This window comes from Pleionea sediminis, from assembly GCF_007570825.1.
Lineage (GTDB): Bacteria > Pseudomonadota > Gammaproteobacteria > Enterobacterales > Kangiellaceae > Pleionea > Pleionea sediminis.
This window is the reverse complement of record NZ_SUNB01000001.1, coordinates 641,923-656,984: the sequence shown is the minus strand read 5'-3', so window position 1 is coordinate 656,984 and position 15,062 is coordinate 641,923. Positions and strand designations below refer to the sequence as shown.

Annotated in this window: 12 protein-coding genes; 11 read left to right on the top strand and 1 reads right to left on the bottom strand. The window is 40.2% G+C overall.

Translation table 11 applies throughout. The features are described 5' to 3' along the window. Nucleotides 1-294: 294 nt before the first annotated feature. Nucleotides 295-945 (top strand): response regulator transcription factor, encoded by a 651-nt coding sequence (locus FAX86_RS02600; RefSeq protein WP_144391774.1) that lies wholly within the window; start codon nt 295-297, stop codon nt 943-945. A gap of 162 nt (nt 946-1,107) precedes the next feature. Here FAX86_RS02600 and FAX86_RS02595 read toward each other — a convergent pair whose 3' ends face one another. Beyond that, the gene (locus FAX86_RS02595; RefSeq protein ID WP_144391773.1) at nt 1,108-2,211 is read right to left on the bottom strand and encodes a hypothetical protein; all 1,104 of its coding nucleotides are present in this window, start codon (nt 2,209-2,211) and stop codon (nt 1,108-1,110) included. 241 nt (nt 2,212-2,452) lie between these two features. Here FAX86_RS02595 and FAX86_RS02590 point away from each other — a divergent pair, with 241 nt between their 5' ends. The 10 genes from FAX86_RS02590 (at nt 2,453) to FAX86_RS02545 (ending at nt 14,838) form a co-directional block, all read left to right on the top strand. Then, nucleotides 2,453-4,069 (top strand): hypothetical protein, encoded by a 1,617-nt coding sequence (locus FAX86_RS02590; RefSeq protein ID WP_144391772.1) that lies wholly within the window; start codon nt 2,453-2,455, stop codon nt 4,067-4,069. 414 nt (nt 4,070-4,483) lie between these two features. After that, entirely contained in the window at nt 4,484-5,308 is an 825-nt protein-coding gene (locus FAX86_RS02585) for an ABC transporter permease (protein WP_144391771.1), read from the top strand. Beyond that, entirely contained in the window at nt 5,308-6,195 is an 888-nt protein-coding gene (locus FAX86_RS02580; protein ID WP_144391770.1) for an ABC transporter ATP-binding protein, read from the top strand. The genes FAX86_RS02585 and FAX86_RS02580 overlap by 1 nt, the downstream gene beginning before the upstream one ends. A gap of 20 nt (nt 6,196-6,215) precedes the next feature. Next, the gene (locus FAX86_RS02575) at nt 6,216-7,919 is read left to right on the top strand and encodes an ABC transporter substrate-binding protein (protein ID WP_144391769.1); all 1,704 of its coding nucleotides are present in this window, start codon (nt 6,216-6,218) and stop codon (nt 7,917-7,919) included. A 12-nt stretch (nt 7,920-7,931) separates the two neighbouring features. Next, nucleotides 7,932-8,717: a vWA domain-containing protein gene (locus FAX86_RS02570; RefSeq protein ID WP_144391768.1), complete on the top strand. Its 786-nt coding sequence runs from the start codon at nt 7,932-7,934 to the stop codon at nt 8,715-8,717. A 10-nt stretch (nt 8,718-8,727) separates the two neighbouring features. Beyond that, nucleotides 8,728-10,275, top strand: a complete 1,548-nt coding sequence (locus tag FAX86_RS02565) for a phosphate ABC transporter substrate-binding/OmpA family protein (RefSeq protein ID WP_144391767.1) — start codon at nt 8,728-8,730, stop codon at nt 10,273-10,275. Nucleotides 10,276-10,277: 2 nt separating this feature from the next. Next, nucleotides 10,278-11,063, top strand: coding sequence for a hypothetical protein (locus tag FAX86_RS02560; RefSeq protein ID WP_144391766.1), 786 nt, complete (start codon nt 10,278-10,280; stop codon nt 11,061-11,063). Between the two features lie 12 nt (nt 11,064-11,075). Next, nucleotides 11,076-12,293: a toxic anion resistance protein gene (locus FAX86_RS02555; protein WP_144391765.1), complete on the top strand. Its 1,218-nt coding sequence runs from the start codon at nt 11,076-11,078 to the stop codon at nt 12,291-12,293. 14 nt (nt 12,294-12,307) lie between these two features. Then, nucleotides 12,308-13,342, top strand: coding sequence for a putative urea ABC transporter substrate-binding protein (locus tag FAX86_RS02550; protein WP_144391764.1), 1,035 nt, complete (start codon nt 12,308-12,310; stop codon nt 13,340-13,342). A gap of 470 nt (nt 13,343-13,812) precedes the next feature. Then, the gene (locus FAX86_RS02545) at nt 13,813-14,838 is read left to right on the top strand and encodes an alpha/beta hydrolase (RefSeq protein WP_144391763.1); all 1,026 of its coding nucleotides are present in this window, start codon (nt 13,813-13,815) and stop codon (nt 14,836-14,838) included. Nucleotides 14,839-15,062 lie beyond the last annotated feature (224 nt).

The following is a 15,062-nucleotide window of genomic DNA, read 5'->3' as shown; positions in this document are numbered from 1 at the left end:
TTCAAAAGTTTGGATGTTTATTGTGCTACTCTTTTGTTTGGGTTCAATTTCTAAAGTTTCATATCACTATTTGTTTGTTTTGTTTGTTATTTGAACTGCCTCTAGGTTCTCAATATGGTATATCTGCATTCAAATATATCTTAAGTTATATTCCAATCCTCCATCTCAATTATTAATCTCTAATCATAAACGTTGTGCCTATTATCTGTCGGAGAGTTTGTACTTTGATGAGAGATTTTGGCAACACGCTACCTCTTTAACTCCTTATTAATAATATTACTAGAGAACTACATTATGAGCCCTTTATCGAAAAGTCGACTGTTTGTGACTATTGATAAACTTCTATATCGAGAGGCATTAATGTATCAATTACTGTTGCAGCCCGATATTGAGATTGTTGGTGAGTCGAGCCGAGGAGCAGAAACCATTTCTGAGATTGAAAGCAGCAAAGCTTCGATTTTAGTAATTGAAGAATCGCTAATAGATAATGATGGTCTTACTGTTTCTGAAGCTCTATTAAAATGCCATCCTGCTTTACTGATTATTTTATTGGTTGATAAAGAAATCAGTCAGCGGCGCCTTTTAATCTATCAAGACGCAGGTATAAAGTCGGTTGTATCAAAAAGCCAGTCATTCAAGGATATATTGAATGCCATTTATCGAGTGCAGTCTGGTTTGTTTTTTAATTCTTCCGAAGAATTTCAGAAATACCAAGTTAATATTGAGAAAGACCAATGTAAATTTCAAGAACTATCAAAGCGTGAGCAAGAAGTCGCAAAACTCATCGCACAAAGAGTCGCAGTTAAGGAGATCGCTAGTTTACTTGGCGTCGCTAGCAAAACCGTTCACACCTATAAAGAACGAGTCTTTGCTAAGATGGATATTGAACGGTTGCCAGAGCTAATGTTGTTTATGCATCGCTATTCTAGAAAAATAGCTATGTAAAAACCGTCTATTGAATGAGCTGATTAAAGTGTTAGACCGAAAACATCGGAAGTAGATTTGAGCCATTATACGTTTTCTTAATTTTAGGTTGGGATTTTCTATATTTTTCCTCAGTTGACTCAATGTTATAAATTATAATTCACGACCCGGTAATCAACTATTCTATAGATGTTCAACAAACTCTTCTAAGTCAATATTTAAATAGTTTTTCGCAGCAGTTAATCCAGAGTCCTCATAAGATAAATTATGAACAAAGTCGACAAAGTTATCCCAGTCTTTTACGATAAGTTGAACAAGAATCCGGGCTAGGTCGTAAGCTAACTCAGATTCAGTCCCGCTGGTAGAAAATGATTCTCCGGACCAAAATCGTTTTCCTTTTTCTTTACTCCAGTACCCCAAATGTTTTTGTGCTAAGTTATTTTCTCTGACCGCATTTTGAAAGCCACACTGGATTTCCATATTTTGTGCTAAGCCCTCATCAATCCAAACCGGCAAATGGTATTTATGCAATGAGCTGTGTGTCATTTCGTGAATCAATGTCGGTTCGGAATCCATTAATGATGGGCTTTTAACAATCAAATGGGGAAAAGGAATATTGATAAAGACACCTCCCGATGGGGCATATTCTCCGTCTTCTTTATAGAACTGAGCAACATACGAATAATAAATATCTTCATTATCGAAGATAAAAATAACTGACTTATCAATGGGACAAAATTCCGCGAGGTTAAGGAGTGTTTTCTTAATTATGGACTGATAAAAACGAACGCTTTTTGAAATAGGCACAACTTCTTCACTATTGTGAGCGCTTAAAATGACACTGTAATCATCTTCATAGAGGTTCCAGGTTTTGCCTAACCATTGAGTAACTGATTGTAACCAAATACGTCGTATCTTGTACTTAAGTTCATCGTGTAATGACTCGTCGGTGCATCCGTCAAGAGAGTTTAATAACGCATCTAGATCGAGAGTTAAATGATTTTCTTTACCTTTTACTTTTGGTACGTCAACAATATCACCATTCGATAGTTCAATTTTATCAGGAATATTGATGTCAATCAGTCGGCTATTAAAGTCGTTTTCTTCTTGAGTAATGATTGACTTTTCAAAAACAATAATCGCCAACGCTCCAACAACAGGAAGCACCCAAACTAAGACAAAAAAGCCAATAGGTTTGTCCGCTTTTTTTAAACGTTTGGACGCGACCATACTTAACAAGATGTAGGTTGTTAGCACTAAGCCAACGAAAGGGGCGCTATCTGCCATATTGGATACCGTATTGAATTAATTATTCGTCAAAATCTGAAGATTATAATCGCTTATTTGGGATTAAACACTCCTTAGCTTCTTTTTGAGGGGATGCTCTCACCGACTTTTTCTATTAAAGACTTAGCGATTTTCAAGTAAACGTGATTGAACAGTTTTCTGGATTTACCTATCATTAGTGGCTCAGGTTGAGTTTGAGAATTAGTGGAATTTAAGGCGAGCAGGAAAATTGAAGAATAGCATGGTATCGGAACGAACAATTTTTGAGACGATAATTCCCGAGTTATACGCCGCTGTATCGAGCTCAGAAATGGCGGTTATTCAGCGTTTGTGTGACCTTGTTGAAAAAGGTGAGGCATTTTCGACAAGCGAAACCTTAGCTTTTGAGCAAGATATTTTAGCCTGTTATTCAGGCTACCAGCCTGCGAGCAAATCGTTAAAACCTGCTTTTCAGTCATCAGATTTATCGCCAAACTTTGTTTTGGCGAAAGGGATGTACCTGTCTTCATTTTTGTCGGAGAGTATTGGCCGAGTAAAGTACGATTCGTTACAAAGTGAGCTGTTGTCTCAATTCCCTCAACCATTGGCATACAGCCTTTCAGAACGCACTGAGTTTTTGAATCGGATAAAAGATAAGTTCAGTCTCACAAGCAGCGATGTAAGTCGAATTAAGTCAGAAACAGACTATATTATTTCGAATCTTCATGTAAAAAGAGGCATTGTCGATTTCTTTCAAAAGCGGCTTGCGACTGGATTGAGCCACAACATTTTATTTGAAAGCGTCACAGGGATTAAAGCTCTGAGTCACGACACCATTGATATAACGCTCACTAATGCAACTTTGTTTTTTATTTTTGACTTTTCGGAACATGGCCTCGACTCAAGTCGTCACTTTTCATTAGATGACCATTTAGCGATAGGTGAGTTGTTGAATACTCTTAACCTGGAGTCAAACAGTCAGCGGGCCAATTTTCCTGCCGTGGGTGAGTGGTCTTCGATCAAGGTTAATGACCAATTGATTACAGACATTCAAGGGTTTCTTGCTGCTGAATACAATTTTCAACTGACGGAAGTGGCGATAAGAGATACGTTAATTACGATGGTTTTCTTACTGCCGCGAAAAACAGCTGATGCCTTTTTAGTGCACGACGCCTATGGTCATGCCTGGCAAGAAAACTTGTGCGAGTTCGAGCATTTGTATCGATACTTGGCCGATTTAAAAAAGCCTGCAGATCTGAGTAAGGTTTCACTAGGTCAGGAACAAAGTTCGAACGAGATTGTGTCGGTTCTAACAGAATTTTTCTTTGCTTATTATTCTCGAAAACTAGCGGTTGCCAATAACGCGGTGTTGGCTGAGTTAACGGCCGATGTTATCGAATTTCATTTGCAAAAAGATTTAATGAAGCAAGGTAAGGCTGTACCGACATCTTCAGCGTTGCGTGAGTTAGTCTTATTTCTCGATTTGACCTTATCTGATATTAAAAAACATTTTCACCCCATACAGTTGGCCATTTCAGCTGAGTTGTCATCGCAACAGCTCGATAAAATGCGGCAGTTGTTGACATCTCTGGTAAAGCCGAATGAAGTGGAACCAATTTTAAGTCGGGTTGTTGAAGCGTTGGAATTGATTCATATTAACTTTATACAGGAAGCTGAGATGGGGCTGTCTAAGGCTCAGGTAGCTACATTAAATTCAGTATTATCAATTTATCCTTATCTAAAACATTATGGCGATCAACTTGAGCCGTTCGCGTTACACCAATACATTCTCTCCCTGACAACTTATTTTCAGGAATTTGAAAACCATGGCTTTTTCCGCCTGGCTGAGTTCTCTGAATCCTTTGAGCCAATTCTTTAAATGGACAACATGAACAAATTGATAAGATGACTTCTACTTGGATGTTTTGTGAGCATCTTGTTCTGCTTGGCTATATATTGCCCAATTCATGGGGGCTCCTGGCCTTTAATGCATTCTCATCAATGCTGTTTTAATGGGAGCTGAGCGATATTTTGTAAGATTTTTATCAAAATGAGTACTAACTCTGTAAACCACTCTCGAGTAACATTCGAGCTACGTTTATATTGGATATTGTGGAATGCGCTGCAAATCTCACAGGCAGCGGTGATTGAACGGAACACTCTTTAAATTTTGGTTCTTTCGCCTAATAGAAAGGAAAGGCGGAATTATTGTAATAGCGCTATCTAGGCTATATTCTTATCTGATTTTATAACGCGCGTTAAAAATTAATAATAATGCAGGAAGAGGACACTGATGAGCCGATTTTGGGGAATGCATGCGGATGTATCGGGTTGGAAGTCAAAACTGGTCGGAATAATTCCTTTTGTGATACTGATCGTTGTTTATATCTATGCGTCAGATGCAAGATTGGCCGATAACCCACAGGATAAGCTGTTACCGTCTTTTGGCCAAATGTACGATGCGGTAGAGCGCATGGCATTTACCGAAGACAGGCGCACCGGAGATTATTTATTTTGGAAAGATACTGGAGCAAGCCTGTTTCGACTCGGTGTTGGGGTTGGCTTAGCGTTTATCTTCGCTTTGATGGTCGGATTAAATCAGGGGCTTTATCCAGGTTTTAATGCCGGAATAGGGCCTTTTGTAACCTTCGTATCAATGATTCCGCCATTAGCGATATTACCGATATTATTTATTAGTCTGGGAGTGGGCGAAACGGCCAAAATAGCCCTTATTTTTATTGGAACGGCGCCGATCCTTACGCGAGATGTTTATCTGGCAGTCGACAAGATACCGTCTGAGCAGAAGGTTAAGGCCCTTACGATAGGGGCGACACCGGCTGCTTTGCTTTACCGAATTATATTACCCCAAACTTTGCCCCGGGCATTAGACTCGTTGCGTTTGGTGTTGGGTGGGGCCTGGTTGTTTTTGATTGCTTCTGAAGCGATCGCAGCAACGGAAGGATTGGGTTATCGCATCTTTTTAGTTCGGCGCTATATGGCAATGGATGTCATTATCCCCTACGTACTATGGATAACATTGCTTGGATTCTTATTTGACTGGATATTGAAAAAACTGAATAGCAGCTTATTCGGCTGGTATCGGGAGGCGGCAAAATAATGGAAAAGCTCATCGAAATAAAAGACGTCGATAAGGTCTACGGTGACAAAGTGGTGCTGGACAATATCGATTTGAATGTATCAAAAGGCGAGCTATGCACATTAGTTGGGCCGAGTGGTTGTGGTAAATCAACGTTATTGCGGTTGATTTTGGGAATGGAGCGAGCAACGCGTGGCGAGGTTATTATTGAGGGTAAAAATGCTCCGCGACCCAATAAACAACGCGGTATAGTTTTTCAGAAATACTCTTTGTTCCCAAATTTGTCGGTGTTTGACAACGTGCTTTTAGCAAAGCGCATGTGCCAAAGTCCGTGGGCCTCGTTGCGAAGCGCATCGAGTGACGAAAAAGACGAAGCGATGGAGTACTTAAAACGAGTTCGACTGGAACATGCTCGAGATAAAAAGCCCCATGAGTTGAGTGGCGGTATGCAACAACGTGCGGCTATTGCGCAGGCGTTAATCACTAAGCCGCCAGTGTTGCTAATGGATGAACCCTTTGGTGCGCTTGATCCCAATACTCGAGAAGAGTTGCAGGTATTTTTAACTGAGTTGTGGGAAGAAAATAATTTAACCATATTCTTTGTCACCCACGATTTGGAAGAAGCGGTATTCTTGGGTACGCGTTTACTGGTTTTGTCACAATATTATACCGACGATCGTGGCGATGGTTTTGATGGCCGCGGTGGAAAAATTGTCTTTGATAAAGAGCTGAAATTTAAAGGTGCGAGTACTGAAATTAAAGACACCGATGAATTTAAAAAACTGATTAAGAGCATTAAAGAAATCGGATTTGAACCAAGAATTTTACAACATGTAAAAGATTTTAATTTGACTCATCCTGATAGTTATCAAACATTGACGGAAATTGAGCACCGAAATAGTAAGTGAGTGGATAGAAGGATTAAGGTATGAAAAACTTTTTAATTTGCATTGTTAGTGCACTGAGTATATCCGGGTTTGCACAAAACTATGTTGATAATAAGCCAATGAAGGACGTTGTTTCCGGAAAGGTGGGGCAAGTGTATACCGGTCAGGTAACTGAAGTTCCCATTATTTCCTGGGGCGGAGATATAGCCACTATTCATGCAAACGGCGATGCTGTCATGACAAAGAAGGGCAGTATCTTTAATCAATTGGGATTAAATATTCGGTTAATTCGCCAGGACGTTTTCTCAAAACAGGTTGAAGATTACATGGCGGGAAAAACGCCCTACCTGCGTGGGACCGTTGGTATGATCACTCAAGCCGCCGATGTTTTAAATAGTAACGAGAAAACAAAGCCGGTTGTTATTTATCAAATGACCTGGTCAAACGGAGGTGATGCTTTTGTTGTAAAGGATAACATCAAGTCTGCCAGTGATTTGAAAGGCAAGACCATTGCTATTCAAGCTTATGGTCCCCATACCGATTACCTTATCCGTATTCTTAAAGATTCGGGCTTAAGTTTGAAAGACGTGAATATTAAATGGACTCGCGACTTAACGGGAACCGACCAAACGCCCATGGAAGCTTTTTATGAAAGTAATGTTGATGCGGCTTTTGTCATTATTCCAGATGCATTAGCGTTAACTTCGGGTGGTAATATTGGAACAGGCTCAGAAGCTTCGGTGAAAGGCGCAAAAATATTGATGTCGACAAAAACGGCTAACCGAGTTATTGCTGACATTTATGCTGTTCGTTCTGACTATTTAAAAACAAACCGTGCTGATGTTGAGAAGTTTGTTCGTGGATTAATGTTGGGTCAAGAAGCGCTAGAAAAATTAGTCGCGAATAAAACCAAGAAAAGTCAGGATTACCGCAAGATGATTAAAGGTGCTGCATTGGCGTTACTGGATTCTGAAGCTGCGGTGGCTGATGCAGAAGGCATGTATATCGATGCCGAGTTTGTCGGTTTTGATGGCAATGTGAAATTTTTAAACAATGCTCAGTATCCGCGAAATTTAAATCGCTTAAATACTGAAGCGAAAACTGGCTTAAGTCAGTTAGGCTTAGCGTCAAAGGGAGCTTCGGTCAAAGGCATTGATTGGGATTTTGGTTTCTTAAAAGCGGGACTTTCCAATATAGGAAAGGCTGAGTCGCCTAAATTTGATTCCGATAAAGTTGCGGAAGTTGTCACCAGAAAGCAACAACAAGGTTCTTTGGAAGATGGTGAATTATTCTCATTTGAAGTGTTCTTTCAACCCAATCAAAGTAATTTTTCGGCATCTTTGTATGAAGATTCTTTCAAACGCGTGATTGATTTAGCGAGTACTTATGGTGGTGCGGTAATTACCGTTGAAGGTCATTCTGATCCAATGGGTTATTTAAGAAAGAAAAAAGCGAACGTCCCACAAGTTGTACTAGGACAAACGAAACAAAGTGCGCGTAATTTAAGTTTGAGCAGAGCTCAAGCGGTTCGAGACAGTATCATTGAATTTGCGAAAAAAGATGGTCTGAGTTTGGACCCTTCGCAGTTTGCAACAATTGGACATGGCATTGCGATGCCAAACACGGGTGTCTGTGGAACTGATCCTTGCGCTCCTAAAAATGAATCAGAATGGCGTTCGAATATGCGAGTGGTTTTTCGAATCATTCAAGTTGAAGCCGAAGCTGATGTATTTGCGCCACTATAAGGAGGGATTCAGATGAGTAATGCATTAAAAGGAGCGGTGGTTTTTGCCGGAGTTATTATTGGTGGTTATGTTTTATTTAACAGCAATAATTCATCAACGACAAAACGCTCAGATTCTGTCAGTTCTAATAAAGTCAATGTAGCTGATACCTACGGAAATAAAGGTGCTTTAAACAGTTGGCCAAAACTCGGAGAGCAAACGAACTTAGCCGATAATTTATTGGCAAAAAATTATTACATCGTGTTTGATGGTTCCGGTTCTATGGGCGACTACGCCTGTGAAGGTGCTGGCGCAAAAATTGATATTGCAAAAAAAGCCATCAGCGCTTTTATTGATGAAATTCAACCCAGCGACAATGTGGGGCTTTTGGCATTTGATCGTAAAGGCAACAAAGAGCGAGTGGCGCTTTCGGTACAGAATCGTCCAAGTTTAAAGCAGGCTGTTCAATCCGTAGAAGCTTCTGGGGGAACACCACTGCGCACGTCGATAACCGAAGCTTATGCCGCACTGACCAGTCGGGCAAAACAGCAAATGGGGTATGGCGAATATCATTTGGTGATTGTCACCGATGGTGAAGCATCAAGTGGTGAGCGACCCGATGAAATCGTTTCGAAAATAGTGAAACAATCACCAGTGCAAATTCATACGGTTGGTTTTTGTATTGACCAGACGCACAGTTTAAATCAGAGAGGCATTGTCAATTACCGTTCGGCTAATTCTGCAGAAACTCTGGTGAAAAGTTTGCAGACAGTGTTAGCTGAAGCCGAGTCGTTTGATATTAGCGAGTTTGATGGTTAGGAGATAGTTAATGCCACGTACGGTAAAAATAGCGCTTATTATTTTAGTCCTCGCTTTTCTTGGTATGCTGGGTTTTAAGTATTTAGTACCGGCGTTAGAAGAGCGTGAAACTCGACAAACTTCTGACGCTATTGCTTCTAAAGGCTCCATTAAAATTGGGGTGGATAATTTCATTGGATATTATCCGCTCTGCTCGAAAGAGTTGTCGCGTAGAATGCGGCAAAAAGGGTATCGATTGGAATGTATCGATGATGGTGCCGACTATAAATCACGATACGAGTCTTTGGCCGACCGAAAAATTGATTTGGCCGTCGGCACTATCGACTCTTACGTTTTGAATGGTCAAGATGAAAATTATCCTGGCGCTATTATTGCGGTGATTGATGAGTCGAAAGGTGTTGATGCAATTATGGCCTGGGAAGACTCGGTTAACTCCATTGATCAGCTTAAAGACAAAGAAAATTTAAAAATTGCTTTTACACCAGATTCGCCAAGCCACCAACTTCTTAAAGCCATTAGTGTGCATTTTGATATTGGCCGATTAAAAAACAGTGACGACTGGGCTGTCGAGGCGAATGGTTCTGAAGACGCGCGTGAAAAACTCAAAAAGCGTGAAGTTGATGTTGCGGTTTTATGGGAACCTGATGTGAGTCGTATTAGTAAGGTCTCTGGAATTAAGAAAATTTTAGGAACCGAAACGACCAAACGTTTAATTGTTGATATTCTTGTTGCCGAGCGAAAGTTCATTAAGAACAACGAAGAAGCCATCGCTACGTTATTGAAAGAATATTACAAAACGCTGCAATTTTATCAGCGCGACCAAAGTGCCTTTATCGACGACGTTGAGTCGGATACGGGATTGGACAAAGACACCGTTATCCAAATGTTAGCGGGAATCGAATGGATGTCGCTGCAAGATAATTATCTAGAATGGTTCGGTTTAGAAGCAGTTGATGGCTTGCGTAACGAGGGTGTTATCGATTCGATTGAGTCGACAGTGTCGATCTTAAGAGATTTTGGTAGCGTTTCGTCCAGTCCGTTGCCAAATCGCGATCCTTATACCATTACCAATTCCAGTTTTGTTTCGAAACTGTATGACTCAATGATGAATTCGAATGGCTTTGGCAGTAAGCAAAAAGCCGTTGATATCAGTTTCGACAGTTTGTCTAACAGTCAATGGGAGAAGCTAAGAGAAATTGGAACGTTAAAAGTTCGGCCCATTGTTTTTTCCAGCGGTTCCGATGAACTTACGCTCGAAGGTAAAAAAGAAATCGACTTGGCGGTTGAGTCATTAGAGCATTACCCAGCTTACCGTTTAAAAATTAAAGGGCATACTTCAACTCGAGGTGATGAAAAACAAAATATGTTGTTGTCTCAAGATCGCGCTGAGTCTGTATTGAGGTATTTAACCATCACGCATGGTATCGATGAGAACCGAGTTTTGGCGATTGGCTATGGCGGTACACTTCCGCTTAAAAAACAAGCCGGAGAATCGTTTCGAGCTTATCAATATCGATTGCCCCGCGTTGAGCTGGTCTTGGTCGCAGAGGAAATTTAATCGTGCAGGAATTTTCTAAAAAAGCGATTAAGAAAAAAGTCATCGAAGAGACCGCTAAAGCCCCGGAAACCGTATTTCCGGGCACCGTGGTTGGTATCGGGGTTATGTCGGCGGCGTTCTTTGGTTTGTCGATGATTACCGGCTCTATCTTGGGGGTTGGAATATTAGCTTATGGCTTGGGTTGGGCGTACAAATATTTTATTGGGCGAAGCGATCTGGAGAAAAAGTATCTTGAGCAAATTCGAGAGAAAATACACGAAGCTTCGAGAGAAAAGCTGAACCAATTAAAAGTCGGATTAAAAGATCTCAATGGCGACCGTATTTCGGAACAGCTGAACCTGCTACAAACCAAGTTTTCTAGTTTTAACGATGTTTTAAAACAGCGGTTTGACAAAGGTGAAATGACCTACTTGAGGTATCAAGGCATTGCCGAGCAAGTTTATTTGTCGGCACTCGACAATATTGAAGATATTTATATTGCGCTCAAAGCAGTCAGCACCATTGACGAAGCCCGAATTAGAAAGGACATCGAGTTGAATCAGTCCGAAGGAAATATGGGCAAAGTTGAAGCATTAAAAGCACGCTTAGATTTACTGGAAGAGCAAAAGGCGAGAATTGAAAAGTTAAGTACGGATAATGAAAAAGCCTTAACCGAAATTGATAAAGTATCGGTTAAGTTAGCATTGACACGGACACAAAAAGGAAATGCGGACACAGATTTGGACCAGGCAATGGACGAACTGGCTCGTATGGCCGATAAAGTTGATTTGTATCAAATTAAACACTAGTAGGAGAGCACCATGAGTCAAATTACAACAGAAGAAGCACCCAAGAAGGGATTTTCTTTGGATGTTGATGAAGTAAAGAAGGAGCTAACCGTTGCCGATTCTGAACCTGCGTTGGAAGGGGAGTTGCAGGAAAAAGTCGATGCAACCTTGAATAAGTTTTTGAGTATCGATGCAACCAATCATACATCAAAAATGGAAGGGGTTAAGGCGATTGAACAAATGGGTGCACATCTACAGAAAATGGCATCGCGACGCTCTAATATGTTGAATCAGTCAATCGCAACATTATCTAGAAATAGTGAAGATGGTGGTCCGGTTGCTACGTCATTATTGGCACTGCGAGATAAAGTTGAAGAGCTTGACCCGAATAAGTTTGATTTTTCGGTCACTTTTATTCGTCGATTGTTGAGTGCTTTGCCATTTATCGGTACACCGATTTCAAAGTACTTTGCTCAATATCAAAGTGCAGAAACGGTTATCGCCGATATCGTCAAGAGTTTAGAAAAAGGGCGCGAGCAACTTAAGCACGATAACATTACTTTGGCGGACGATCAGTTACACTTCAAAAACTTGAATGAGCTCTTAAAGACGCAAATTGCTTTTGCCATGGAGCTTGATAAAAAGCTCAGTGAAAAAATTGATTTGGAATTGACGGCTGACGATCCGAAAACGATCTTTTTAAAAGAAGAGGTGTTGTTTCCACTTCGTCAACGCATTCAGGACTTACAACAGCAACGTGCGGTAGCTCAACAAGCGGTACTCACCATTGAAGTGGTTATTCGGAATAACAAAGAGCTTATTCGAGGTGTTAACCGTGCGCTTTCAGTTACCGTAAATGCATTGCAAACAGCTGTAACTTTGGCATTAGCATTGGCTAATCAAAAAATTACTTTGGAAAAAATCGAAGCAATTAACGATACGACGAATAATCTAATTTCTTCGACGGCGGCTAAGTTGAAACAGCAAGGCGCTGAAATACATAAGAAAGCGGCATCGGCTCAATTGGATATGCAAAAACTAAAAGCGGCTTTCCAAGACATTAACGCTGCCTTAGAAGATATTTCTAAATTTCGTCAGGATGCTTTGCCTAAAATGGCCAGCACGATTATTGAAATGAACGAAGTAACGAAAAAAGCAGATGAATCTGTTAAGAAATTTGAAAATGCAGAAGACCTTTCGGACGATGAGTTTGGTCTTGAAATTGTCGATTTAGACGAAAAGAAACTTTAGACTAGGGAGTTACCATGAATATTAAATTCTTTAAGAAAGGCCTGGCAGGTATTTTACTCGCAACTATCTCGATGGTGAGTAGTGCCGAATCATTTAAAGTTTGCTGGTCGCATTACACCGGTTGGGAACCATGGGGCTACGCAGCCGATAAAGGCATTGTTAAAAAGTGGGCCGATAAATACGGTATCGAAATTAAAGTCACTTTAATTAACGATTACATTGAGTCAATCAACTTGTATACAGCCGGTGAGTTTGACGCATGTACCATGACCAATATGGATGCTTTAACCATCCCTGCCGTTGGTGGTATTGATTCTACCGCTTTGATCATTGGTGATTACTCGAATGGTAATGATGGTATCGTTTTAAAGAACGGTAAAAGCGTTAAAGATCTTAAAGGCCGAGAAGTATCGTTAGTTGAGCTTTCGGTGAGTCATTACATGTTAGCTCGTGCTTTAGAGAAAAACGGTATGTCTGAGCGCGACTTAACCGTAATGAACACATCTGATGCAGACATAGCTTCGCTATTCATTGCTAAAGATAACGCTGCAACGGTTACCTGGAATCCACCATTGCAACAAGTTAGAAATGCTAAAGGTGCTAAAATGGTGTTTGACTCGTCAATGATACCTGGTGAAATCCTCGACTTAATGGTTGTTAAAACCGATGCCGATGAGCGCTTGAAGAAAGCATTAGTGGGTGCCTGGTATGAAACAATGTCGTTAATGAATAACAACAAAACGCAAAAAGATGTTGTCGACTATTTAGCGGATCAGTCTGGTGCAACGCCTGCTGAATTTCGCTCTCAGTTGAAAACAACTAAAATGTTTTATAGCCACGACGAAGCCGCAAAAATTGCTCAGTCAGATAGCGTTAAAGAAACCATGGATTACGTTCGTAAATTCAGTTTCGATAAAGGCTTGTTTGGTGACGGCGCTTCTTCACCCGACTTTGTTGGAATCGAGTTTGATGATGGCAGTGTATTAGGCAGTAAGCGCAATGTTAAATTGCGATTCACCTCAAAATATATGAAAGAATTTGAAAAATAAAACATACTTTATGCGGCCTCAGTTTTGAGGCCGTAGTTTTATACAAAAGCATTTCGCACCTTAGTCTTCAACGGATTGTATATTCTTCACTTCAATTTCGCCTGTCCAACCAATGCATCAAATATCAAAGCCATTTTATGCAAGTCTTGTTTTATTTGGTGAGACAGGACTCTGGCATGGCTATATACCCTGGCTGCTAAAATCCATTTATTTGCATCGGATCTAGTTATTGACGCTATTGACATCTTATATAGAACATCTTTCATGTGGTGTGGTCGAAATAATCATCAGTTTTTACAATTTCGAAAATCTATTATCCATTAAACTTCCCTCAACTTTGCTGAAACAGTGAACACATATTTAAGAATCACCTTTTGGCATAAGCAACTTATTGATGTGCGCTGGTATTACTTCATTAATAGAAGTGTCCGCGTACAAAGAAATAACAGGAAAATGAGGGTATTATTACCATGAAAAAATATTTAATAGCGATTTTGCTTAGCTTGGCAACTCTGACATGTGCCTACGCTTCTTCCGACAGAGATTGGAATGTTGATGTACTTGGCAACGGCTTTGAACAAAGTACATTACAACTTGCTGATGATTACGAGGGCAGCGTTGTCGCTACTTTAGTACGTAAGCTAAATCCAGAGCTATCTACTAAAGCAGTACTTTATATTCATGGATATGTCGATTATTTCTTCCAAGAAGAAATGGCACAACGCTTTATAGATGCTGGATATAACTTCTACGCACTTGATTTGAGAAAGTATGGCCGCTCTCTTCGTGAGCATCAACGCCCTAATATGATGAAGGATGTTGCAGAATACGAAGAAGAAATTACGAAAGCTATTGAAATTATCCGTAATGAAGAAGGTAATACGAAACTACTGCTTAGCGCACACTCAACTGGTGGTTTGATCGCCATCACTTATGCTGATAAATTCAAAGAAGATAAGCCATTCGATGCCATTTTTCTAAACAGTCCATTTTTTGATTTAAATGATAGTCTGATACAAGTCAATCAGACATTTATTTCTAACCTTGCTGAAGCCTATGGAGCTAGGTTTCCGTATTCTGAATCGTCAATGGGGTTATCGGATCTTTATGGAAAATCGGTGCATCAATATTACTTTGGTGAGTGGGACTTTAACCTAAACTGGAAACCAGTAGAAGGGTTCCCTTTGTACGCAGGATGGACAGCTGCTGTAATTCGTGCCCAGAAAAATTTGCAAGAAGGTATCGATGTCGGTGTTCCTGTGCTGGTTATGTACTCGAAAGGAAGCATTAAAAAGTCAACGTGGGACGAAGGTTATCTAAGCAATGACGGTGTATTGGATGTAGAAGATATCGACCGTATTTCAGATGTTATTGGCGATCATGTGACTGAAATTCGAATTCAAGGAGGTATGCATGATCTTGTATTATCAAAAGAGCCGGTTCGCAAGAATGTTTACGATAAGTTATTCACTTGGTTGAGTGCTTACATCAAATAAACGATAAAATATTATTTAAAAGTAAAGCCTTCCTAATACTAGGAAGGCTTTATTTGCGTTTAAAAAGAGCTTACGTTTAATTTTCGAATCTTCTAGTGAGTGTCCCCGATAGTCATTGCGTATTGGCATACAATGAATCCCAAAATATACAGTCTCAAATTTTTTATGTCGCGAGCTAAGATTAATATTCGCTGATAGAAATATCGCTGTCGATGGCTTTACCT